This window comes from Nitrospirales bacterium (genome assembly GCA_031315865.1).
GTDB lineage: Bacteria > Nitrospirota > Nitrospiria > Nitrospirales > UBA8639 > JAGQKC01.
The window spans coordinates 3,297,722-3,321,497 of sequence record JALDRJ010000002.1 but is presented as its reverse complement, the minus strand read 5'-3'; the positions used below and the strand labels follow the sequence as shown (position 1 = coordinate 3,321,497).

Annotated in this window: 20 protein-coding genes; 1 reads left to right on the top strand and 19 read right to left on the bottom strand. The window is 49.4% G+C overall.

Annotated features, from left to right (window positions below; genetic code table 11):
* Positions 1-13: 13 nt before the first annotated feature.
* From MRJ96_15090 to lepA, 5 genes are all read right to left on the bottom strand, one after another.
* Positions 14-1,615: a CTP synthase gene (locus MRJ96_15090; GenBank protein ID MDR4502767.1), complete on the bottom strand. Its 1,602-nt coding sequence runs from the start codon at positions 1,613-1,615 to the stop codon at positions 14-16.
* A 20-nt stretch (positions 1,616-1,635) separates the two neighbouring features.
* The gene (gene kdsB / locus MRJ96_15085) at positions 1,636-2,433 is read right to left on the bottom strand and encodes a 3-deoxy-manno-octulosonate cytidylyltransferase (protein MDR4502766.1); all 798 of its coding nucleotides are present in this window, start codon (positions 2,431-2,433) and stop codon (positions 1,636-1,638) included.
* Complete coding sequence (gene rfaE1 / locus MRJ96_15080) at positions 2,423-3,409, bottom strand: D-glycero-beta-D-manno-heptose-7-phosphate kinase (protein MDR4502765.1); 987 nt, start codon at positions 3,407-3,409, stop codon at positions 2,423-2,425. The genes kdsB and rfaE1 overlap by 11 nt, the downstream gene beginning before the upstream one ends.
* 87 nt (positions 3,410-3,496) lie before the next feature.
* The gene (lepB, locus tag MRJ96_15075) at positions 3,497-4,252 is read right to left on the bottom strand and encodes a signal peptidase I (protein MDR4502764.1); all 756 of its coding nucleotides are present in this window, start codon (positions 4,250-4,252) and stop codon (positions 3,497-3,499) included.
* A 1-nt stretch (position 4,253) separates the two neighbouring features.
* Positions 4,254-6,065 (bottom strand): translation elongation factor 4, encoded by a 1,812-nt coding sequence (lepA, locus tag MRJ96_15070; protein ID MDR4502763.1) that lies wholly within the window; start codon positions 6,063-6,065, stop codon positions 4,254-4,256.
* A 92-nt stretch (positions 6,066-6,157) separates the two neighbouring features.
* On the opposite strand from lepA, the gene bioA reads away from it, so the two are divergent.
* A complete protein-coding gene (gene bioA / locus MRJ96_15065) occupies positions 6,158-7,528 on the top strand; it encodes an adenosylmethionine--8-amino-7-oxononanoate transaminase (GenBank protein ID MDR4502762.1) in 1,371 nt (456 codons plus the stop codon).
* 53 nt (positions 7,529-7,581) lie between these two features.
* Here the strand turns inward: bioA and MRJ96_15060 are convergent, their stop codons facing one another.
* The 14 genes from MRJ96_15060 to MRJ96_14995 all read right to left on the bottom strand — a co-directional run bounded on the left by MRJ96_15060 (position 7,582) and on the right by MRJ96_14995 (position 23,694).
* Positions 7,582-8,136: a hypothetical protein gene (locus MRJ96_15060; GenBank protein ID MDR4502761.1), complete on the bottom strand. Its 555-nt coding sequence runs from the start codon at positions 8,134-8,136 to the stop codon at positions 7,582-7,584.
* 471 nt (positions 8,137-8,607) lie between these two features.
* Entirely contained in the window at positions 8,608-10,032 is a 1,425-nt protein-coding gene (locus MRJ96_15055; GenBank protein MDR4502760.1) for an ATP-binding protein, read from the bottom strand.
* A 3-nt stretch (positions 10,033-10,035) separates the two neighbouring features.
* Entirely contained in the window at positions 10,036-10,716 is a 681-nt protein-coding gene (locus MRJ96_15050) for a response regulator transcription factor (protein ID MDR4502759.1), read from the bottom strand.
* A 188-nt stretch (positions 10,717-10,904) separates the two neighbouring features.
* Positions 10,905-11,423, bottom strand: a complete 519-nt coding sequence (locus MRJ96_15045; GenBank protein ID MDR4502758.1) for a hypothetical protein — start codon at positions 11,421-11,423, stop codon at positions 10,905-10,907.
* 156 nt (positions 11,424-11,579) lie between these two features.
* Positions 11,580-11,933, bottom strand: a complete 354-nt coding sequence (locus tag MRJ96_15040) for a PepSY domain-containing protein (GenBank protein MDR4502757.1) — start codon at positions 11,931-11,933, stop codon at positions 11,580-11,582.
* Between the two features lie 941 nt (positions 11,934-12,874).
* The gene (locus MRJ96_15035; protein ID MDR4502756.1) at positions 12,875-13,981 is read right to left on the bottom strand and encodes a hypothetical protein; all 1,107 of its coding nucleotides are present in this window, start codon (positions 13,979-13,981) and stop codon (positions 12,875-12,877) included.
* A 554-nt stretch (positions 13,982-14,535) separates the two neighbouring features.
* Entirely contained in the window at positions 14,536-14,949 is a 414-nt protein-coding gene (locus MRJ96_15030) for a pirin family protein (protein ID MDR4502755.1), read from the bottom strand.
* 465 nt (positions 14,950-15,414) lie between these two features.
* Positions 15,415-16,146 (bottom strand): hypothetical protein, encoded by a 732-nt coding sequence (locus MRJ96_15025; protein MDR4502754.1) that lies wholly within the window; start codon positions 16,144-16,146, stop codon positions 15,415-15,417.
* 98 nt (positions 16,147-16,244) lie between these two features.
* On the bottom strand, positions 16,245-17,309 hold the full coding sequence (gene corA, locus MRJ96_15020) for a magnesium/cobalt transporter CorA (GenBank protein ID MDR4502753.1): 1,065 nt from the start codon (positions 17,307-17,309) through the stop codon (positions 16,245-16,247).
* A 339-nt stretch (positions 17,310-17,648) separates the two neighbouring features.
* The gene (locus MRJ96_15015; protein MDR4502752.1) at positions 17,649-18,260 is read right to left on the bottom strand and encodes a PqiC family protein; all 612 of its coding nucleotides are present in this window, start codon (positions 18,258-18,260) and stop codon (positions 17,649-17,651) included.
* A complete protein-coding gene (locus tag MRJ96_15010; protein ID MDR4502751.1) occupies positions 18,260-19,885 on the bottom strand; it encodes an MlaD family protein in 1,626 nt (541 codons plus the stop codon). The genes MRJ96_15015 and MRJ96_15010 overlap by 1 nt, the downstream gene beginning before the upstream one ends.
* A gap of 6 nt (positions 19,886-19,891) precedes the next feature.
* Positions 19,892-21,235, bottom strand: a complete 1,344-nt coding sequence (locus MRJ96_15005; GenBank protein ID MDR4502750.1) for a paraquat-inducible protein A — start codon at positions 21,233-21,235, stop codon at positions 19,892-19,894.
* 188 nt (positions 21,236-21,423) lie between these two features.
* Positions 21,424-22,422, bottom strand: coding sequence for a hypothetical protein (locus MRJ96_15000; protein MDR4502749.1), 999 nt, complete (start codon positions 22,420-22,422; stop codon positions 21,424-21,426).
* 111 nt (positions 22,423-22,533) lie between these two features.
* Positions 22,534-23,694 (bottom strand): hypothetical protein, encoded by a 1,161-nt coding sequence (locus MRJ96_14995; GenBank protein MDR4502748.1) that lies wholly within the window; start codon positions 23,692-23,694, stop codon positions 22,534-22,536.
* Positions 23,695-23,776 lie beyond the last annotated feature (82 nt).

Here is a 23,776-nt window from a genome sequence, read left to right as displayed (position 1 = left end):
GAAAACTTCTACGTTACCGACCCAATTTCCTTTGAAGTGCCGCACCGATAAAGGCCGTAAACAGAGGATGGGGGTGGTGAAAGCGGGAATGAAACTCCGGATGAAATTGAGTCCCGATAAACCAGGGGTGATCTGGTAATTCAATAATTTCTGCCAATGTGTTATCAGGAGAGCATCCACTTAATACGAGCCCTTTTGTCGTTAAGGCCTCTCGATAGGCCATGTTAAACTCGTAACGATGCCGATGACGTTCACTCACATCCGACTGCTTATAGATGTTGTGGGCCAATGTGCCCTCCACAACCCGGCAAGGAAACGCTCCTAACCGCATAGTCCCGCCCAAGTCTTGAACGTCATGTTGATCCGGCAACAAATGAATGACTGGATCAGGAGTAAGCTCATCAAATTCGGAACTATTCGCTTTCGTTAAGCCAGCGACATTGCGTGCGAATTCAATAACGGCGCATTGCATCCCAAGGCACAGGCCGAGATATGGAATCTTTCGTTCCCGGGCATAGCGAATGGCTTTGACCTTTCCCTCAATGCCTCGAATCCCAAAGCCTCCGGGGATCATGATGCCGTCGGCATCTTGGAGAAGACGGTCCGGACCGAGTTTTTCCACGTCTCCTGATTCGACCCACGAAATGCGAACGCCAGCTTCATCCTGAAGCCCCCCATGCACCAAGGCTTCTGAAAGACTTTTGTAGGACTCCTTCGAGTCAACATATTTTCCAACTAACGCAATCATGACCTCATGCTTGGGACGTTTGATTTTTTGGACTAGGGCATCCCAGTCGCGCAAATTCGGTGGGCCGGTCTCAAGACGGAGAGATCGAACGATTAATTCATCCAGCCCTTCTTTTCGCAATACGATCGGAACTTCATAGACCGTCTCGACATCTTTCGCGGTGATGACGGACTCCTTGTCGACATTGCAAAACAAGGCGATTTTTTGTTTGACGGATGGCGGCAGATACCGATCGGTCCGGCAGAGAAGAATATTGGCTTGAATCCCGATCTCACGCAATTTATTCACGGAGTGCTGAGTGAGTTTGGTCTTCAGCTCTCCAGCTGTTTTGATGAAAGGAACGAGCGTCAGGTGTATATACAGGACGTTTTCGCGTCCGACATCGAAGGGCATCTGACGAATGGCCTCAAGAAACGGCAGGCTTTCGATATCCCCGACGGTTCCGCCAATTTCTACGATCACGACATCTACGTCATGGGAGACATGCTGGATCGTCTGTTTGATCTCATCGGTGATGTGAGGAACGACTTGCACGGTCCCTCCCAGATACTCTCCCTTGCGTTCCTTTTTGATGACCGAGTCATAAATGCGTCCAGTCGTACAGTTGTTTTCCTTGCTTAACCCGACCGACGTGAATCGTTCATAGTGCCCAAGGTCTAAATCCGTCTCTGCGCCGTCATCTGTGACGTACACTTCCCCATGTTGATAGGGATTCATCGTGCCGGGGTCCACGTTAATGTACGGATCAAGTTTTAAGAAGGTGATCTTTAACCCGCGGCTTTCGAGCAGATGCCCGATTGAAGCAGAAGCCAGGCCCTTGCCCAAAGAGGAAACGACTCCGCCAGTGATAAAGAGAAATTTACTCATAGATCCATCATCAATGAAGGTTAAGATGTCAATTCAGTGGCAAGTGAACGCACCGTGGGCTTCGAATATTTTTCATAGTGTGCCGAAGCCGACTCAAGCTCTTCTGGCCGGTCAATCCGAAGCGAAGGCCGCTTTGTCTCCCACACGTGTATCGAGAGGCCATGTTCCAATGCACGAAGTTGTTCGAGCTTTTCAGCATCTTCCAGAGATCCGGTTGGTAAACGAGCAAATTGAAAGAGCGTGCTTCGACGAAAAATGTAGATGCCTAAATGACTGTAGTAGGTGAAAGCCCGAAGAGGTTCCGTGTGGGTGTCGCGAACGTAGGGAATCGGTAAACGAGAAAAATACACGGCCTGATCGTTGGCATCGGTGACGACTTTCACCAACGCCGTATCCTCCAACTCCTGCTGAGCCGTGATTCGTCGTTTTAACGTTCCCATGCCAGCTCCTTCGTGCGCGACGAATGGGTCGATTAAATCGCGGAGAAGCTCAGAGTGAAGGGGAATTTCATCGGCTTGAAGGTTCACGATGATCGGACAGTCGACCTGTTCAGCGGCTTTGGCGATTCGATCGGTGCCCGTCCGGCAAGGAGCGTCGACGATCATGACCAGCCCTCCAAATGCCCTGACTGCTCGGACGATACGCTCATCGTCTGTCACGACTCGAACGTCAGAAACTCCGCTCGTGCGAGCGGCCGCCTCATAGACATGCTGAATCAGGGGACGGCCGTCCAGAAGCGCGAGCGGCTTCCCGGGAAAGCGAGAAGACCCGTAGCGAGCTGGAATGAGCACGGCAATCGACGAGACATCATGAGGCATTGCGTAAGGCCCTCTTGAGTTGCTCTCGTGTCAGACTCGCGGTTCCGACCATTCCGACAACGACACCTGCCGCTTGATTGGCGAGGAATGCTGCATCGCGAAAGGAAGCTCCGGTACTCAGGGCGAGCGCCATCGTACTCACCACTGTATCACCAGCTCCTGTGACATCAAAGACCTGACGGGCACGAGAAGCAATATGTAACCCCTTTTTCTTCCCTTCATATAAACTCATCCCCTGTTCGCCTCGCGTAATTAGCACCGCCTGACAATCGAGCGTTTCCCTGAGCTTCCGGCCGATTTCATCGATCGGTTGATCGGTAAGGCCTACGGCCCCTGCTGCATGATAGGCTTCAACGTGATTGGGTGTAATGGCCGTCACGCCATAGTACTGCGCGAAATGTTCGACTTTCGGGTCCACGATGACCGGCACATGATAACGTTTGGCCGTTCTCAAAAGTTCCTGCATCAGTGACGCTGTGACTACGCCCTTCGCATAATCTGAAATAACCAGACAGGAGAGCTCAGGAAGCCGCGAGACCACGTATCGTAGCACTTTTTTCTCGATGCCGGCTGATAAGCTCTGCCGTTGCTCAACATCAAACCGGACGATCTGCTGATTATGCGCGATCACGCGAGTCTTTCGAGTGGTAGGTCTTGTCGCATCAATGACAATTCCTCCCCGATCACGGCGAAAAACTCCCAGCGCTTTCAAGAGCGCATGGCCACCTTCATCAGAACCGATGACTCCACAGAGATCGGCCTGTCCTCCGAGAGATACCATGTTGCGGTACACATTAGCAGCCCCTCCCAGGCAAAGCGATTCAGATTCGACGTGAACGACGGGGACGGGAGCTTCAGGTGAGACCCGGTCAACCTTTCCCCAAATGAAATGATCTAAGATCAGATCGCCAAGCACCAGCATCTTGGCACGCGGAAATCGTTGAATATACCGTTCCAGTGTCTTTGTCGTGCTCAAAGATATGTGCCTTTACTTGCCCTGACGGGGTTTTAAATTGGCGTAATACGAAAAACCATCCGTCAGGAGTTTGCCGTTGCGTCAAGCTCAGTGAATCAATTTGCCAATTCGGTCCCATCGAACCCAGTCAACCCATGAGCCCTGGCCATTCCATGACCAATAGCTCATAAAGGCTTTGCCTTTAATCTTATCCATTTTCACGAATCCCCAGAATCGACTGTCGAGACTCTGGTCTCGATTGTCCCCCATCACGAAGTAGGAATTCTCCGGAACGGTAATGGGGCCGAAATTATCGCGCTGATTGATATGACCGTCGATGATGCCCTGATCAATCCGTTGCGTATAGGCTTCGTCATGCAAAGGTTGCCCGTTAATGTACACCACTTTGTTTCGGGCCTGAATGGTATCACCAGGCAGACCGATAATACGCTTAATGAAGTCCTTTTCTTCATCCTCAGGGTATCGAAACACGATAATGTCGCCACGTTGCGGGTCACCAAATTTCCAGAAAATGTTGGAGGAATAACACGTCACGGGGGGAAAGCCGACGTAAATCTTACAGTCCGTCGGCCACTGTAGCCCATACGCCATCTTGCTGACGAGGATATGATCACCGATCAACAGCGTCGGAATCATAGACCCTGAAGGGATTTTAAAGGCCTGGACCACAAAGACTCGAATGAAGAGAGCGAGGATAATCGCGATGACGATCGCTTCGGCATATTCGCGAATGATCGATTTGTTCTCGCCACCCCCTTCATGTTCTTTCGTGTCTGACGAGGTGGTTGAGTCCTTGATCGATCCGGAATCTGGTGTTTGAGAATTTTCTTCGGATGAAGCCATGTTAATCACTGTCAGTTTTGAGAATCGCCAAAAAGGCTTCTTGCGGAACTTCTACGCGGCCAAGTTGTTTCATGCGTTTTTTTCCTTCTTTTTGCTTCTCCCAGAGTTTCCGTTTACGAGAGATATCGCCACCATAACATTTCGCCGTGACATTCTTTTTCAATGCCCCGACGGTTTCTCTGGCAATGATGCGGTTTCCGATAGCCGCCTGAATCGCGACTTCAAACATTTGTCGCGGAATCAGCTCTTTCATCTTTTCCGCTAATTGCCGCCCGCGTTGTTGGGCCTTGTCTTTATGGGTGATCACCGAAAGGGCATCCACATTTTCCCCATTCAGTAACAGATCAAGTTTGACGAGATCCGAACGGCGGTAGCCTTTCAACTCATAGTCGAGGGATGCGTATCCTTGTGTGCGAGATTTGAGGCGATCATAGAAATCTAACACCATTTCATTTAATGGCAACTCATAGGTCAGCATGACTCGAGTGGGATCCAAGTATTGCATGCCTTGCTGTATTCCCCGGCGTTCCTGGCACAGTTGAAAAATATTCCCCACGTATCGCTCCGGAGTGATGATCGTCGCCTGAATGAACGGCTCTTCCATGTAGTCGATCATCGAGGGATCCGGAAGCTTGGAAGGGTTTTCAATGTCAACGACTTCGTTTCTGGTCGTAAAGACACGATAGATCACCGTCGGAGCCGTGCTGATCAAATCCAAATTATATTCACGTTCAAGCCGTTCCCGAATGATTTCCATATGCAGCAGGCCTAAGAACCCACAACGAAACCCAAATCCTAGCGCGAGGGAAGTTTCAGGTTCATAGACAAATGATGAATCGTTTAATCGGAGCTTTTCTAACGAATCCCGTAAGTCTTCAAATTTTGCGTTATCGATCGTGTAGAGCCCGCAAAACACGACGGGCTTTACTTCCCTGTATCCTGGAAGGGGGGCCGCCGCCGGTCGACCGGCATCGGTAATCGTGTCGCCGATCTTGGTGTCTGAGAGATCTTTCATGCCCGCACAGAGATACCCGACCTCTCCGGTTCCGAGTCGTTTGGTCTTGGTCCGTTTGGGGGCAAAGATTCCGACTTCAATGACTTCGAAAATACGCTGATTCGACATCATCTGGATTTTCATGCCAGGAACAATTTCTCCATCGAAAACACGTATCAAGACAATAGCCCCCTGGTAGCTATCGAACCAGGAGTCAAAGATCAACGCTTTCAGCTCCCGGTCTGCCTGTCCTGCCGGCGCGGGAATGGTTTGGACGACAGCCTCCAAAACCTGTTGTACGCCTCTGCCGTCTTTTGCGCTAATATAATGGGTGTCCTGAATATCAAGACCCAAGGTATCTTGAATTTGTTGTTTTACGCCTTCAACATCCGCGCTGGCCAGGTCAATTTTGTTGATGACGGGAATAATGGTCAGGTCGTTGGCGATGGCTAAGTACACGTTGGCGATCGTCTGCGCTTCGACGCCCTGCGTCGCGTCAACGAGCAGGAGCGCTCCTTCACAGGCGGCGAGACTACGAGAAACTTCGTAGGTGAAATCGACATGGCCAGGCGTATCGATGAGATTCAACAGGAATTCAGTGCCGTCATTTGCTCGATAGGTGGTTGAAACCGCGTGGGCTTTGATCGTAATGCCTCGTTCCCGTTCAAGATCCATCGCATCAAGGTACTGCTCCCGAAATTCACGCTTTGTGATAGCCCCGGTTATCTCCAGGAATCTATCGGCAAGGGTGGATTTCCCGTGATCGATGTGAGCGATGATACAGAAATTTCGGATGCGAGCTAGCTGTGGTTGGTCCATCATTTCTAATGCTTTGATTGTAGTGAGCCGTTGTCAGGTTGTCAAAAAAGAAAGGCCTGCCTATACTCGCCAAAAATGAGGGTTTTTGAGCAATGAAACGTCGGCATTCCACGAAGGCATTGGCCTCGTTTGACCATCAGTATGTGTGGCACCCATTTACGCAAATGCAAGAATGGATGAAGGAGAATCCGATTATTATCGAGCGTGCAGAGGATGTCTATCTCTATGATACGAACGGCCGTCGGTATTTGGATGGGACGTCCTCCATCTGGGTGAATGTCCACGGCCATCGACATCCCAAAATCGATCAGGCCATTCGCCGTCAGCTCAAGAAAGTCGCGCATTCCACGATGTTAGGGCTTGCTAGCCCACCGGCCATTTTGCTGGCTCAAAAACTGATTGCTCTCGCGCCTGTCGGCCTGACAAAAGTATTTTATTCCGATGATGGTTCCACGGCCATGGAAGTGGCCATGAAAATGGCGATTCAATATTGGAGGCAGTGCAATGTCCCTGTGAAATCAAAAAAGAAATTTGTGCACCTGAGCCAGGCCTATCATGGCGATACCGTGGGCGGGATGAGCGTGAGTGGGGTTGAGCTGTTTCAGCAACCGTTTCATCCAGTCTTATTCGAGAGCCATGAAATTCCCCACCCCCATTGCTACCGCTGTCCGCTTAACCTTACCTACCCATCCTGTAAGATTGACTGTCTTCGTCTGCTCGAGCGTTTACTTCAACAAAAACATCAAGAAATCGCGGGCGTCATTATTGAACCCATGGTGCAAGCCGTGGCCGGCGTCATCCCCTCCCCTCCTGGATACTTAAAGCGTGTTCACGAGTTGTGCGAGAAATTTCACGTATTACTTATTGCTGATGAAGTTGCCACGGGATTTGGACGAACCGGAACAATGTTCGCTTGCGAACATGAAGCCATTACTCCTGACCTTATGGCCATTTCCAAAGGATTAACGGGAGGGTATGTGCCGTTAGCGGCGACATTCTCGACAGAAAAGATCTTTGGCGCGTTTCTCGGAGAGTATGGGGATTGGAAAACCTTCTTTCATGGTCATAGTTATACGGGTAACCCCATCGGGTGCGCTGCCGCTCTTGCAAACCTTGAAATTTTTGAGGAAGAACGAACGCTCAAAAAACTCAAGAAGAAAATTAGATTGTTAGATGAACTACTCAGGCCTTTGAAGAACGAACCAATTGTCGGCGATATTCGTCAAATCGGCCTCATGGTGGGTATTGAACTCGTCAAGAATAAGAAAACTAAAACGCCCTTCCAACTTACCGACCGCATGGGACATCGAGTCGCCAAAGAATGTCAAAAGCGAGGTCTGCTCATTCGGCCCATCGGGAACGTCTTAGTGCTTCTTCCTCCGCTCAGCGTCAATTCCCGGAACCTCAGGAAAATGGTGAAGATCGTGGAACAGGCCATTCAATTCGTTCAAAACGGTATCTGAAGTCTGTCGAAACGACGATGGCGGATTTTTTCAACTACCCCCTTTGAACTTTTTTAATCCTCAATGAGCAGATGCCCAAGCAAAGAAAATATGCCGATCAAAATTCCGGTGAAAAACTGAGCATGGACGAAATAGGAGAATTTTACTAATTCCTTTGGTGAATATCTCCATGTGAGAAACATCCCGAATAATCCCTGCCAAACGACCAATCCCAAGATGGCGGGAAAGAATAAAATGTTCATCGGCAAACCCATTAATGCGATATGCAGGAGAAGAACCGCGACCGTCGCGATTCCGACATAGACATGGGTTCTATCTAAAAACCCGAATACATGTTCGAGCATTGATGCAGAGGCGGGTGAGGAATGATTCGGGAGTATGCGTTTGGCAATCGCGCCTTTGCCCATCAGCAACTTCAATATAGTGCGGCTATAAATGAACAGTAAAGCCCATAGTCCCACCTCGCCAACGCCCTCGCCTATTTCGCTTAGAAATGTTTCCCGTTCAGGTATCGGCGGGTATGTTGTATAGACATAGACGAAATAGAGAGCGGAAGCGACAAAGACAATCGCTGTATATGTTAATAGACCTTTGATACTGTTTATCATCAGATATTGTCTCCAGTCCTCATACGCTGTTCCATGGGGCTCAAAACCCCGATCATATTAAAAAATTGAAGCGGTAATCTTCCAAAGGGCTGCTCTCCGCAGAGCCGCCGTCTAACAAATTTTTTAATGCCCATGTTTTCCGAATTTCAATGTTCGGATTGGTCAGCTCTTTATTGAAATACACATGAGCTGTTTATTCAGTGTCTTCTGAGGCATCACAATGCTTGAAGGCTTGCTCATACTTTCCATCTATATAATTTTCCCACGGTTACTGTTGTTGTTTTCTCAAAGGGAGTTTCCTTCTATCATTTTGTAGTATAGGGGGGTACCATAAAGAGAGCGTGAATGTCCCATGAAGATTTCCACATGAAAGAAGGGAGCCCGTGTTCAGCCCCTGGCAGGCCAGAACACGAGGAGAATGGCTAGACGAAACCATGCGCAGATCAATAAAGAAGGGGGGGGGAGAGAACTTCAAGAGACAGGGAAATTGACCGTGAACACTGCTCCTGCTCCAACTTCGCTCTTCACATGAATACTTCCATGATGAGCGACCGCGATTTCTTTGGCGATAGCTAGGCCGAGGCCTGTTCCACCGCTCTCCCGATCTCTTGCCTGACTAACACGGTAGAAACGTTCGAAAATGCGAGATAGATGCTCTGCGGGAATTCCTGGGCCAGTATCTTTCACGCTGACGAAGACCTGATTCTCTGAAGATTCTAAGTCGACCGTTACGGCTCCACCGTGTGGCGTATGACGAATGGCATTATCGAGTAAATTAATCATCAGTTGTTTCAGGAGTCCAACATCTCCAAGAATCTGGGGAACGTTTTGAAGGTGGGCGATCAAACGACAGCCTTTTGCCTCCGTGAGTATCGCGACTTCAGATACGAGACTTTTGATAAGCGGTTCCAAGAGAACGGGTTGCAAATCAATTGGAGGGTGGTCTCCTGAGAATTTGGTGAGAGTCAGCAGAGATTTGACCAATCGGGCAAGATGTTCCACTTGTTCTAAGGTCGTAGCCAGCACGTCCTGATATTCTTCAGGTGACCGGTGGCGTTGCAGGACAACTTCTATATTGCCCTTCATGGCCGCGATAGGGGTTCGCAATTCATGAGAGGCATCTCCTACAAAGCGACGATGTGATTCAAAAACTCGCTGCAGTCGTTCTAACATTTTATTGAAGCTTTTTGACAATTGTTGAAATTCCTCATACGGGGCGTCCAGAAGCAAACGGGTATCGAGTGATTGTGCCGAGACTTTTGCCGCAGTTTGGCCAAGCGTATCGATTGGAGACAAAGCCATTCGCGCGATCCAATTACTGCCCATCCATCCAAACACTAAAATGCCTATAGCGACGGCCGACAGTGTGTTGATGAGCCACTGCAAGGTTTCATTCACCAAGTCGAGAGAGGTTTGTGCTTGGAGGATATACTGAACCACTCCCTGAGACATGATCGGAAATGAGACCCGCCGGATTGGAGGACCTTGTAAAGGTTGAATCGTCTCATACATAACTCTCCCTTTTAACACTTCATTTTTGACAAGAGGGGTAAGCCCATGTACGACTTCGACCCCTTCGCCTTTCCATTGCACCTGACCTTCCGAACTGAGGACCACGCTATCCCGAATGGCCTCCCGCAGTTCATGCTCTTCATGTTCAAGGTCGTTCTCACTGTCTAATTCAGGAAGGGAATTCTTATGAAGAAATTCTTGGATTGCACCCGTTTCCTTTTTTACTCGATCAGCCTGAGGTTGAACCACCGCGAGTAACTGGGCATCGACCTGTCGATGCAGAAGAATAGACAATGTGGTGTATAGCGATACACAAAATATCAAAAGAAGAATAATGATCAATGAAACACTCGACCATCGAATACGTTTGTGGAATGAGGGCATGGATTACGACGGCTCGGGTATTTTTAGGACATAACCGACGCCGCGAACGGTGTGAATGAGAGTGACGGTAAAATCTCGATCGATCTTCGCCCGAAGAGATCGAATGTGGACATCGACGATGTTGGTTAAATTGTCATACTGAATATCCCACACATGTTCAATGATGGCAGACCGGGTTAGAACCCGATTCTCATTCCGCATGAGATATTCCAAAATCGCATATTCTTTATTCGTGAGTGCTTGCTCTTGACCTGCACGCCACACACGGTGAGCGACGGGATCCATCTCCAGGTCCCCAACCTTTAATCGCAGAGGGGTCTGTCCACTTCCTCGCCGAAGAAGAGAGCGGATTCGTGCAAGCAGTTCTGGAAAGGCGAAGGGCTTGGTGAGGTAATCATCTGCCCCTAGGTCCAACCCCATCACTCTATCCTCAATGGCATCCTTCGCCGTGAGAAGAAGGATCGGAACCGATTTCCCCTGACTGCGCAACCGCCGACAAACCGCCATGCCATCAAGTGTAGGCAGCATCACATCTAAGATGATGAGGTCATACGCAATGGCCTGTGCCATTAAAAACCCTTCTTCTCCATCAGATGCCAGATCGACGGCATACCGTTCCTCTATTAATCCCTTGACAATGAAGCCAGCCACGCCAGAGTCGTCTTCAACGAGCAAAATTCGCATGATCTCTACGTAACAAATGTAATCATCCCGGTACTCTTTGACAATGCTTAATGAAGAATTCGTCTATGTCTGCGTTCTTCTTGGTCAACACGAGTCTTCTCATTCATCAACATTGTCGCCAACGTTCAAGTATGGTGTCCAACCTCATGAAAGATATTCCCTTTTTCAATTACCTATCATCTTTCTGTCTAAGCCTGTCGCTCTGGTGTCGTTTTGTTGCCAAACATCCCTCCAAAAAGATTGGCCACTAAGAGAAAACTCCCCAGAAGCAACCCTCCGACTCCGATCATGGCGAACGTTTCGGTCAAGATATGGGAATGGGCGGCTCCCCGTCCAATGGATGGTGCTAAGGCAAACATCGTGAACCAAGCAAACGGATAGAAACTGCTGAGACCAAGAAAAAAGGAAGATGCTGACTTCATCTTTGGTTTCAGGTCAGAAAACATCACAAGGGAGATCAATCCCAGTGCGAATGCTGCTATGCCTGTGGCATGAAAATGCGCTCGTTGGGCATACCGCCAGATTTTCTCCTGGCTTTTTGCATCGTGGATTGTTGGATGAGCCGCTATTCCATCGGCTATGAACCCTTTATAGAGATCTTCATTGATTCCAAAAGTGATCCCCATCATTACGCCAAATAAAAGCCCGACTAACACCAGGGCCAGCCCGGCTTTAACAAGCTTTACCTCTTCTTTGATGTTGTCCATGTTATATCTCCCAATATCAAACCCGTGTATCTATCAACACCATTTTAGGTGAACATTTTGAGCCACTTTGCCTTGAAAAAACTGCACTTCATTTACCTCTTCTCTGCTTAGAAACAATGACGGCACACCGGGATATTGAGCCGGTGTGCCGAATTCTTAATCATCGTCATTCTGTTCAGACTGTTCAGTCTCATGCTCATTTTGTTCTTCCTTTTCACTGGAGAGCACTTCACCAGACTGCGCATCAATCTTGATCTCAGTCACTCCCCCCGTGTTACTGGCAATTTCAATTTCAAACACGGCTTTTCCGTCTTCGTGTTCAAATTCTGCCTCAAGGACCTTTCCTGGAAACTTGGCTTTGGCCGCAGTGATCGCTTCCTCCATCGAAAGTGCAGCCGTTGAAACAGTGGTTCCTTGTTGAGGGGTACCTTCAGAACTGATAGCCAATCCGCACGTCAACAATACTACACCGACTATCACAACACACATCATGTAAGAAAAGCGCTTCATGAAACTACCTCCTTGGTAAGTGAACGAAGACAATGAATGACTTTATACGATAAGCTTACACTGCCAACATGAGGAGGTCGTGAAGGAAGCGTGAAGATTTATTCATCTTCGGAAGGACGGTGTGTCAGATACTTCTTCCCCCCCTCTCACCAAAAAGGAAAGATTTCTGTCAGTCAACTCCCTGGGGCGAATCCCGGTCTCCTTAGTAGGGCTCGATCGGTAATACCTGTTAATCTAGGTTTCCGCCCAATGCTCCTGGATGTTGTAATTTTGCATACGAGCTGAGAGGCAGGAAAGATTTCATTCTCTAAAGTCCATGATAAGTCATGTGGTGCGTTCTTGCCACATGATCAATGTTTTCTTCGTGAACTATCGTGAGTGTTCTGTCGGCTTTACGACTTTATTGAATGCTTGGTCGACCGTTCTGCTTGAAAGTGCGTAACAACAGGAGGGTCACTCATTACGTGAAAATCGTGAACGTTTTGTTCAATTTTCAAATTGGCTTTTGTAATTCGTTCGTGTTGTCGTAAATGTTCATCCCAAAATTCAATCATGAAGTGCTCACTGAAATGTGAAGGATCCCTCATGTCACCAAACACTTCCCAGAAAAAGGCACCGTCTCTTCGTCGAATCCGTCACATCTCTATCATAGCTTTCAGGAGTTTTTGGGTTTTTTGAGAATGAATTCGATATCGAATCGTCACCAGCACTGGCCCTTTTTCTTCATCCATGTGCTTTACGAGAGGGATAGGCCAATGCATTGACGGTGTAAGATCGAACCGCTCAATCCCAGCCAGATGAAATTTCCAAGTTCGGATATGAGAAACGACGGTTGTTATTCATAATGACCGGAAAATAGGTTGAGATGATGGACTCCATGCTGATGTGGATTCCCCTGCACTAGGCTGGCTAGACAAAGGTGAGTCAGGCATTCGTAGAAATTATTTTGCGATCGTGATCGGTGGAGCTGGGACTTTGGTCACGTCACTGACCGTCATCTGAAAAAGCTGATGCAAGACCTCAAAAGCTTTTAAATCCCATTTTGAACTCGAAGAGATCGAATAGTATTTATCTTGAAAGCGAACGGAAAAGGCTGGCTCTTCACGTTCATCTGGGGTTTCTTCGATGGCCAAGGTTCTAACAGGATTGTCATTCACTTTTTCTGTGCGAGAATCGGAATTTACATGAAATTCTGGATATTCATCGATGCCTTCAGCAATAAATCCCAAAACGCCCCGAAAGCTGCGCAATTTAATCCATCCCTGCAGTGGATAGGCGCCACCTGGGAATTCGGGATGAATATCTATCAAAATAAAATTTCGGGGAAATTGCATGGCACGATCCTCCAGGGCACGTCGCGCTTTGTTCGACAACTGAGAGGGACGATAATTGGCCAGTAACATTCTGCCGACGACCCGTTTTTTCAGAACAGCGTCTTGTTGTTCCGTGTCTGCCCACCGATAACCCTGTGTGTAGGCCACCTCAATTTCTTGTGGGTCGATGTTATCGGATGTGGATTTTGGCCAAACGCGATCGTACTCGATAGGACCGAGGTCTATTTGGTTTCGTGTTTCCAACGATGCCAAATGTAGGACTCGCTTCCGAAATTCCAGATAGTGTTCAGGCTGTGACGGGGTATTCGGAAACCACTCTTGAATGCCATGATTATCAATGACAATGCCCAATGCCATGATGCGTAGAAGCATGGCAAGTGGGACTCCCTGATGTACCAAAAATTCAAATTTTGTTTCATCCATTGGCGTCAAGAGCCGTTTGGTGAAATCTTCTCCCTGAACGGGCGTAATAAAGATCGTGGGCCGTTCCGAGACACTGGCCCCTATATCGAAGCCATAGATATTGGCCTGATCTGAGCCAGCGGTCGGGTTTGCAAAAAAGGACCCTCTAAAACCGGTGTCCGCTCGAAATTCAAAGGAGGCGGCAATGTTGGGAACCGTAGTAAAATGGATCGGAAAATGATATTTAGACCGGGCAATGTTGAGGAGCAAAAGATTGGCTTCAGTGAGACTGAACTTTGCGTCATATTGCATCACGGCTCGTTCCATAGCAATGGGCGATAGACATCCTGCGAGCGGCAACACGCAACATACCCCAATGATAAAGGTACAAGAAGGAGGCCATTTACTGGAAAGAGATAAAGGAAACTTGTGTTTATGAAGCCGTTGTTGTGTGAGCAATGGCAGGCTCCTTTCACTTTTGCAGATTGCTTACTGTGTTAAAAGGCGAAACAATCACATTCCAGCAGTCTTGAATGATTCGACAGGTTATCGCTCAAAATACGCTGCGACGTATTCAAACGGGTTTGGGCATGATACTGGCCATTTTTTACAATGGTGCGGTTGGAGGCCGCAAATCCTCCATAGGTGCCAACAGGGGACCATGACAGGCTCACGGGTAAAGCTGGAGGTGCGAATTGAGAGAATTCTTGTGCCGCATACTCAATACGACCGTTCACCACGGTGAGCACAGATTCGAGACGCTTAATCTCTTCTTCAGGAATAGGAAAATAATTATTGGACAAAACGGCGAAGTCGGCAAATTGTCCATTCGCAATCGTCCCCTTTTGTCCTTGTTCATTGGAGAACTAACTACTGCCTACGGTGTGAAGCTGTAAAGCTGTCCCCCGATCGAGACGATTGGAATCCGGGTACAGCGGTGTGCCTCCAACGGTTTTGCCACTGACAAGCCAATACAACGAAACCCAAGAATTAAAGCTGGCCACGCGAGTCGCACCGGTCCCGGCTTTTGGGGCGAATACGTGAAATCCGATGCGTAAAGGCATCTCTCCACGAAGGACGACCGTCACAATTTCCATTTCTTTATGCGGGTGCGATCCAACCCCCTGCCTTGGCTCAACGATGTCGTCATGAAACACTCGTAACGCGCCAAATTGAATATTTTCGGGATTCAAATAATCAGCGAATGAAAATAACCAATAAGTTTTCAAGCATCCAAAATCATTAACGTGGCGCTCTTTGGCCGAAGTAATCTCAATCACTGTGTGGTCTTCCTTTGAGGTCCTTGATGCAGGGAAGGATAATGCAACCTCCCTTAAAAAGATATAACCTGCCAAAAGGTAAGTTACGCGGGTTAATGATCAAACTTTTGTGGCTTTGTTTTCATCATGAAAAGACAACCGACTACCTGCCCTGCCTCGGTGATGGACCCCATGTTGCTTCACGGGTATCTCAATGCCTCCTTTTCTTCTCCAAAGGAGGATATGATACCGGGGATGGATATTCTGAGTGCGGTTGAGTGTGGGGAGTTGGCAAACAGGTCGGGCCGTTAGTTGGGGAAGCCTATAAGTGATTGCGGCGACACTTCACTTAAGCAATGGGCTCAGTCCAGACAGGTAGAATTTAGACGATTGTTGGATGGACGAAACTTGGCAACGTACACGTCTTGACATCTAAGCTTGACGGTAATCGGTCTCTCATTCTCAGGCAACAGCCCGGCTCATCAGTTACGGCGTCGATCGTGCAGCCTCATCAGACTCTGTATTCGTTTCGCAGTGCTGAGCCATCTGTTCCAGCCGTTCATGCCCCGAATCACTGCCATAGAGCACCAGCGAATCACCTGCTTCGAGCTGGTCAGTCGACGAGAAATTGTTGGTTATCTCCCCACTCAACCCACGTACCGCAAGAACAGTGAGCCCCAGTCGGTCGAGATCTGATGTCCGGAGAGAGCCTGTCGGCTCCAGCCAGGTTGCCGCTACGGGATGCTCGCACACGCTGTCGTTCTCACCGATCTGCGCAAGCCGGTGAGATCTTCGCTTCCCAAGAATAGTCGCTGATCGCAAAACTTTTCCGATAACCAGACACATGAGATCTTCGACTCGCTTGTTCAATATGAAGAACCACAGCAAGGCGAGCCCTCCTCCGAGCCAGGCGATCTGCTGAGCAATCGCATGAACTTTGCCTTCCGTATGCACCAGAGAAACGACCAGTGTGGCAAAGACACTCACCAGGCCCAGATTACCAACGACGATCATAATGGTGATGATCTTGCGTCGAATGGGGTAATTGACGATACTTTCCGACTCTCGCGTAGTGAATCCAGTTCCGGAAAATGCCGACAGCGCCTGAAACTTTGCGCTTTGCTCTTCCAGTCCCGTCAACCGGAGCGCCACCGAAGCAATTCGTATCAAGAAGATTGAGATTGTGAGGAGGACAACGATGGAGAGGGCTGCACCCATAACCTGTCTTTCAATAATTTGTGAGTTGAATCTGTCTTACCGCAACACCATAATAAGCGTTCTCAGTCGTACAGGAACGAACATGTACGTGTACTGTCTCAGATCCACTTCTTCAGTTTAAAGAAAAAGAACATTCCAGCAGCCATGCCCCCCATGCTGATAAGGAGCATGGGAAAGGCCCAATACCATTCGATGCCCGGGATGTGTTGAAAGTTCATGCCGAACACTCCGGTCAGGAGTGTCAAGGGTAAAAATATCGTCGCCGTGATCGTAAGCCGTTTCATGGTCTCGTTCATCTTCGTGCTCATGGTGGTATGGTACAGTTCGAGCATGTTGCCCATACGGTCGCGAAAAATTTCCATCTCTTCAAACATCGTCACCGTATGGTCATGAATGTCACGGAGAAAAGGGCGAGTCGTCTCTTGAAGCAAGGTGGTCGGGCTTCGTTCAAGGTGATTGAGCATTTCGCGCAAAGGCCAGATCGATTGCCGACACAGCATGAGTTGTCGTTTGAGGCTGTGGAGCTTTTGCAGGATGGACGGTGACGCGTTTGTCTCTAAGTCGTCATCAATATCGTCAAGGATTTCATCGAAATGCTCGACGATCACGAAATACTGATCGATGATAAAGTCGAGCAGTTCGTAGGCGAGATAATCGCTCCCTCTTGTCCGGACAGGGGTTTTGGGGGTGTTGAGCCGGGTATGAAAAGGTTCAAGGAACTTGTCGTCGTATTCTTGAAACGACAGCACAAATCGTGGTCCCAGCACCAAACTGAATTGCTCAGTCGATAACTCATCGGACCCATCACGAAGAATCACCCGCTGTAAGACAAGAAAGAGGTACTCTCCATAGTTTTCAAGTTTTGGGCGTTCATGGGTATTCGCGATATCTTCGATGGCGAGTGGATGAATAGCGAAATCGTGCCCCAGATCCTTGAGGATACTGCAGTCGTGAACTCCCTGCATATGAATCCATATCAGGTCGTCAGAGTTCTGGATATGACCGGTTGGCCATTGATCGACGAACGTTTCCCGATGCAGAGATTCGGGCGTATACCGATAGCATGTGATAGCCGTTTTGACCGAGTGTGTGTCACCAATGTGCATCGGGGTGCCGGGTGGGAGCCCACTCTTGCTCGATCTCAATTTTGAGGATGTTTTCATATGTCTTAGGAAGTCTCAGTGAAGTGGTATCGCGATATGCCGCGTCTCAATTCGACTCTACGGTGTGTTCCAGAGATTGTGGAACCTGACATGTGATGAGCCTGCCATTCATCGTCGAAATTTTCAACAAGATATTACCTGACTTTCATATCAGCAATAAACTGGAAACGTTCTTTTATTTCTGGGTGTCTATATTTCTAAATCGAGCGAAGGCGAGCAAAGCCCCATCACGTCCAGGCCTTTAGAATGACTAACGATCCGGTGGTGATGACCGCGTCAATCAGCCGTACGATTGACACATGCCGCAAGCAGTCACTCGAATAAAATTCATCTCATGCTTTAAGGTCGGGAGTCTTGAGGGAGGTGGGCCATAATTTCTGTGGATAACTCATTGGCGAACATATTCACCAATCGATTCAGCGCAGTCACATAGGCATCGTAACTCGTATCGTCTGCGGTCGTGGTATGTTGAAACCTGGAACTCTTGACGATCTTTTTCCCATGATCTCCGAGTAATGTCCACTGTAGCGTTAACTTCACTGTGCCGCCAGCTTCTCCAGAAAATTGACTCACTGCCCCCCTAACTTGATATTCCGGACGAAAACGAGTTTCCCATGGAAATGTCCACACATCGTTTTGATTCAGATGAGAGGCCAGTGATTCTCCAAGTACCCGGGTGAACGATTGTTCTAGAGAACCGGCCCACACGTGGTACGTGGAGACGTTGAGGTTGACAGAGGAGCTCCGGGTGACGATTCCCTCCCGATCGAGAACGTCCGGAAAGGAGAAAGGGCCGACCCCTAAGTGCAGGTCACGGCCCAACTTTCCTGGAACAGAGGTCTGTTGTGCTGCCAAATCATAATAGTGCGTCTTGGGTTGGGCGGTACAGCTCAGCATGATAAGGAAAGCTCCAGCGGCGACCCAGGTAAGAATCGGATGCTCCCTTGTCATCAGTCATCGTCCTCCCTGCCACGAAGGACCGCGTTCGGATATCGATTGAGTTCATCCGTTAGCTTCTCCATGGATTTCGCTGCCTTGGCGATGTTTCGGATCATTTTATTCATATTATGATTCAGTTCCGAGTCCGGAGCGATCGTTTGGTCGACGGACTGCAGCATGTGATCTAATTGCCGAACCGTCGCATCCAGGCCGTCTGTCGCTGTTTTGAGGCTCATGGCTATATCTCCGAAATTCCCGGCGACATTAGAATCTTCGAGGGTCGTCACAATATTTCGAAGGCTGGTGAGACTTGCGTCAACATTCTGTCCGATGGAGTCGAACGGGATGGATTGAATTTTTTCTACTGTGGCTGAAAGTTGATTGGTCAATTGCGTGAATTCACTGTCTCCTGTGGGTAACTCTATGTAGCCTTGCTCCCCTATCAGCTTTTTAACGCGTGATAGACTCATATGTGTCGTCGCATTCGGAACAAGATCAATAAACGTCGCCCCGGTAATAAGGTTGCTGCTTCGGATTTGCGCTTGAAGACCCTCGGCAACCAGCCGTGAAAAAATAATGTTCAAATGTTCTTGAGTTGGGAGATCGTCAGAAGTCCATCTTTCCGGTTGTATGCCGATCACAACATTGGTGGCAGGTTCATCATCTAACATAAACCCGAGTCCGACATGCGTCACTTGACCGACTTGCAGTCCTCGCAATTCGACCGGAGCACCGACTCGCAGTCCCCTCACGGAGCCGGTAAACCGCAACAAGTATTCGTATGAAGTCATAATCGCGGCCTCTCTGATCGCCTCCTTATTCTCAAACAGTTCAAACTGGTGCCCTTGTTCGGCAAGTTCGACGTCTGTCCCGTGAGAAGACGGTGAGTAGAACGCGACACCGCCGGCGAGCACAGAGGTGAGTGGTGCGACGTTCGCCTCGATCCCGTCTGGTCCTATGACGACATCGATGCCGCTGATATTCCAAAATTGACTGCGTGTGGTGACCAATTTGTCATAAGGAGCTTTGACAAACACTTGAATATGCACCTGCTGGTCTTCCTCAGGGAAAAAGGTGTAGCCGGTGACTTCGCCAACCGGAATCTGATGATGGTAAACTGGTGAACCCGTGTCGAGTGACCCCAAACTCTCCGCCTTCAACACGTAATGATTGCCCTTTTCATAGGAACGCACGACCGGCGGTTCACTGAGCCCCTCAAATCGAAACTTTTCCGCGCCGGGACTGCCTGGAGCCATCTCAATATAGACGCCGGATAATATTGTATCTAATCCACTGACTCCCCTGCCGGAAATTTTCGGTGAGACCACCCAAAACCGGGTATTCTCTGAAATCAGCGAAGAAATATGAGGGTCGAGTTCGACAAAGACGGAGACCTTTTCAAATCCCTCGCTGAGCTGAATGTTTTGTACCTGCCCGACGGTGACATCACGGTAACGGACCTGCGTCTTGCCAACTGCAATTCCCGTTGCGCTATCAAACACGATTTCAATCGTCGGCCCCATCTCTTGCCAGGCTTTCAGGGCTAGCCACCCTGCGATCAGGAGCGCAATCACTGGCACAATCCAGACGGGTGAAAAAGATGAAATTTTCGAAACAACGGGCGTGTTCGTGGCCATCTGGTTCTAGTTTTGTGATCGAGACGTGATCGCCATTATATGCCGGGATTTGACTTCAGAGGCATCGTCACGGTTTTTTTCGTGCGGTTCCTTCTCGTGCTCGTTGTATGCATCCCAAATTAATCGAGGCTCGAATGTCTCCGCCGCCATCATGGTCAAGACAACGACCGCGGCAAAACACAGGATGGCCACTCCGGGTTCAATGGACGTGAGCGACCCGAATTGTACCAAAGACACGAGCAGGGCTACGACGAATACATCAATCATCGACCAGCGACCGACAAACTCTATCATTCGATAGAGCGTGATCTGCTGTTCAGGGGTTCCTGTGCCGGGATGCTTCACCGCCCATAACAAATATCCCATGATCAGAAATTTGGCAATGGGGACCATAATGCTTGCCACGAACACCACCGCAGCAATCCCCAGGGCACCTTCTTCGATTAAATGTACCACACCCGAGAAGATGGTGTTGGACGTGGTCGTGCCAAACGTGGCAGTCGTCATGATGGGTAATGTATTGGCTGGGATGAATAACACTGCGGCGGCCACGAGTAGCCCCAGGCTGCGCTGATAGCTCTGTGCATGGTGTGTCGATAACGGACTCTGACAACGTGGACATCGGGCATTGTCTTCGATGAGCGCCATCGACACCATGGCGCGACAAGTGCGGCACGTGACGAATTCCTCATCGACAGGACTCCCTGTAGCCCCTTCCCTATTGCCCATAGTATGGTAATTTTCTTCCTTAATCCAATCCCAAAGTTCTTCGCGGCTGAGATGCATATGACTCAAGATCAGGACAACCACTAAGCCTGCGAACGTAAACACACCGATGCCCGGTTGCAATTCTGCCAGATCCCCGAGCTTTACGGCCGTCACGAGCATGCCCAGGAAAAAAATTTCCATCATATTCCAGGGGCGGGCTAAAAATAGCATATGCAGCACCCATTTGAACCCTGGCGCGCGGCGTTCTAACATTCGAGCGCCCAGCACATACGAAAGTCCTATGAGTTCCGCTAAGGGGAACAAGACAACCGTCACGAATACCAGCGTGGCCAACAGAAACTGCTTGCGTTCAAGCAAGGCCTCCACACTGCTTACTAAATGGCTGGACTGAGTCTGACCGGCAGCTTCCAGCCCCAAAAAGGGAACGGAAAGCGTGACCCCGAACAAGATGATTCCCGTCAACGTAAAGGCAACCGCCTTGGTAAGCCAATCCTTACGGTTCACCAATAATACGGCTCCGCAGTGCTGACAACTCAATTCTTCCCCATGCGGGCAAGCCGGTTTATCAAAAATATGCCCACAATCCTGACACCCGATAAGATCCTTGCGGCAGGCGTTCATGGCGGGGACGCTCCTGGTAGGTGTCGTATCATATCAATGGTCTGTAACGGCTTTCAGGAATGAACGCGTGTGGTAAGCCGGTCATACGACAGAGAATTCTGCGACCCAGCCGATGCCGGAATCCAGGGACAACATGGTTACGATCGTAACATGTTTGCTGGCTCTTATGTATTGAAGCTGGATGGAATTTAAAATCGGTAGGCGCTGCCGATCCATACCGTATTGATGATCGCCTGACGATCTTCAATACTGAACTTTCTCTGACTTCGTTGATATGACAATGATACGTCAATGTTTTTGTGAATGGCATGCCTCACTTCAATCTCGCCCTGATAGACATTTTCACTCCCATTCCGCCGCTCATCCCCCCGAATCCCCGTCGTAAAGTCTGTTCGTTCGAAATCAAACCCAAATGTAAGCGCCGTTTTTTCTGTCACTTCGACCGCGAGTTCCGCGACGATGAAGTGAATGAATGAAGAAATATCATCCTCGAGTTCAGGCTTCTTTCGTCCGTCGGCCAGCGTTCGTTCGTAGTGATAACCTACCACAAGTTCAACCCCAGGAATCATTTCCCATGCGGCATGAGTCCCCACTGTCCAAAAGTCCGTATCGCGTTGTTTGAACGCTTCGTTATACGATCGGTGCCCATACCGGCCGAGCAAACGAACCATGAGGTTTTCCCGGACATCGTGTTCCAACTCAAGCGTACCAAAGTGAGTCGAGACACGCTCTTCAACCAGGCGCTCACTCTCCGTTCCCTTTTCTTCGTTTCTGCCTAAGAATAAATTCGGGCCATAGTGATACCGCAACCGAGCCCGCGTCTCGGGTGAAAGCGTTTGAGTGACCTGTCCTCCATACGTGCCATGGTCGAACTCGGAATGGTCTGCGAACACATAGCCTTGAGCTTTGAGGGTGAGCTCGACATCGCCCCAGGATGGCCGAAATAATCTACCGAATGAGATCGCGGGTTCGAACACCATATCCTCTCCCTGATTGGTCACATCAATCACGGGCTGTGTCGGATCTTCCCGCAAAGACAGTCGCTGTGACGCAGAGAAAAGCGAGGTATCATCGGTGTAAAATACGTTGAGCTTGCCATCAAACCGCCATTCAGCTAAAGCAGGCTGCTTGAGCATGAGGAAGGCGAGCAGCGCGAATGGTATTCCTAGAAGCAGCCGTGATTTCACAAGAACGTTCCTTTCATAATCTTTATAGTTCTTTCAGTGGCCCAATGATTGACGATTGCGGGAGAAACTACCCCTGGGACTCGCGACACCGTGAGGAGAAGAAAATGCGGCCTATACTCCTTTACCACCTCTTCGCTCGAACTCCAGGAGGGCCAGGGCCGCCCATGCTGTTGCCTCGTCGCTCATGAAGAGATAGGCGATATCATCCTTATCGCGAATCTTATTGATTGAATAAGCTCTCCATGAACCGTCGTCCTGTTGATGGGCCTTTAACCATGCGATAGCTGTGATAATTGAGGGATGATCGACCGGAACACCGTAGTCCATAAGAATCGCGCTTATCATTCCAGTCGAGTATGGATCAGGCTTTCGTGCCTCTGGGAGCAGATCTCGTGGGATGGCAGGAGGCGCGCTTTGACTATATTTCCAGCGGTTGAGGTTATAGAGCATCCATGCGCCGGAGTCCTCACCTTCGGTCACCTGTTTCTCTAACAGCCTCTCAACGATTTCTGTCCGCTCTCCTGGTTCGAGAAGCCCGCTGAGTTTCGTCGATGCTCTGAGCAGCCAGGCTTCGCCGAAAAGATTCTCTTTGTTGCGAGAGTTGTGTACCCACGTTCGAAGCATCTCGACATGGCGCCTGAGTTCGGGACTCGCGGAATCATCCGAGTAATAGCCTGGGGCGATTCCAACGGCAATAGCGGCTTGACAGGCCGCGAAGTGTTGGGCTTCGATAGTCGCCAAAGGTTCAAAAGAAAAATTAAACCAATCCCATCCACCATCCAGTCGTTGCCAGTGCCAAAGCCGGTCGAATGCGGTCAACAGTCTGTCTGAAGGCTGTGCGGCTCCGGAACGGGCCTCTTGATACGCCAATAACAATGCGGCATTAATCGCTTCGGATCCGCGAGACTGCTGTTCTCGGCCTTCAGGCTTTACGTTCCAGGGGGGGACATTGACGCCTGCGGCGAGACGCCGCGCGATAGTATTCATGATGTGCGGCACTGAACCGGTTCCCGGCGCCAAATCTGCACGCACGAACGTGTACGTATGAACCGTGTGGCATCCAAAGCAGGCAACGCTCCCCTGCTCGTCTGTGACTCGTTGAGTCCGTTCCGCGTGGAGCCACCAATCCGCGCGAGCATCCAGCCATTCTGCCGCTTTGTCCTTATCCCAGCCCTCAGAAAATTGATTTTGGGCGTCACGTACGCCAACCGTTTCTGTTGTGGGCGTACATGCCACGACAAGGAGTCCAAGAATCAAAATTGCATAGCGCATAAGCAGCCTTCCTGTATGGTCAGCTCTTCCCGATTGATCTACGAGGCGACATGGTGGCCCGGCGCCAGACACACCATGTCGT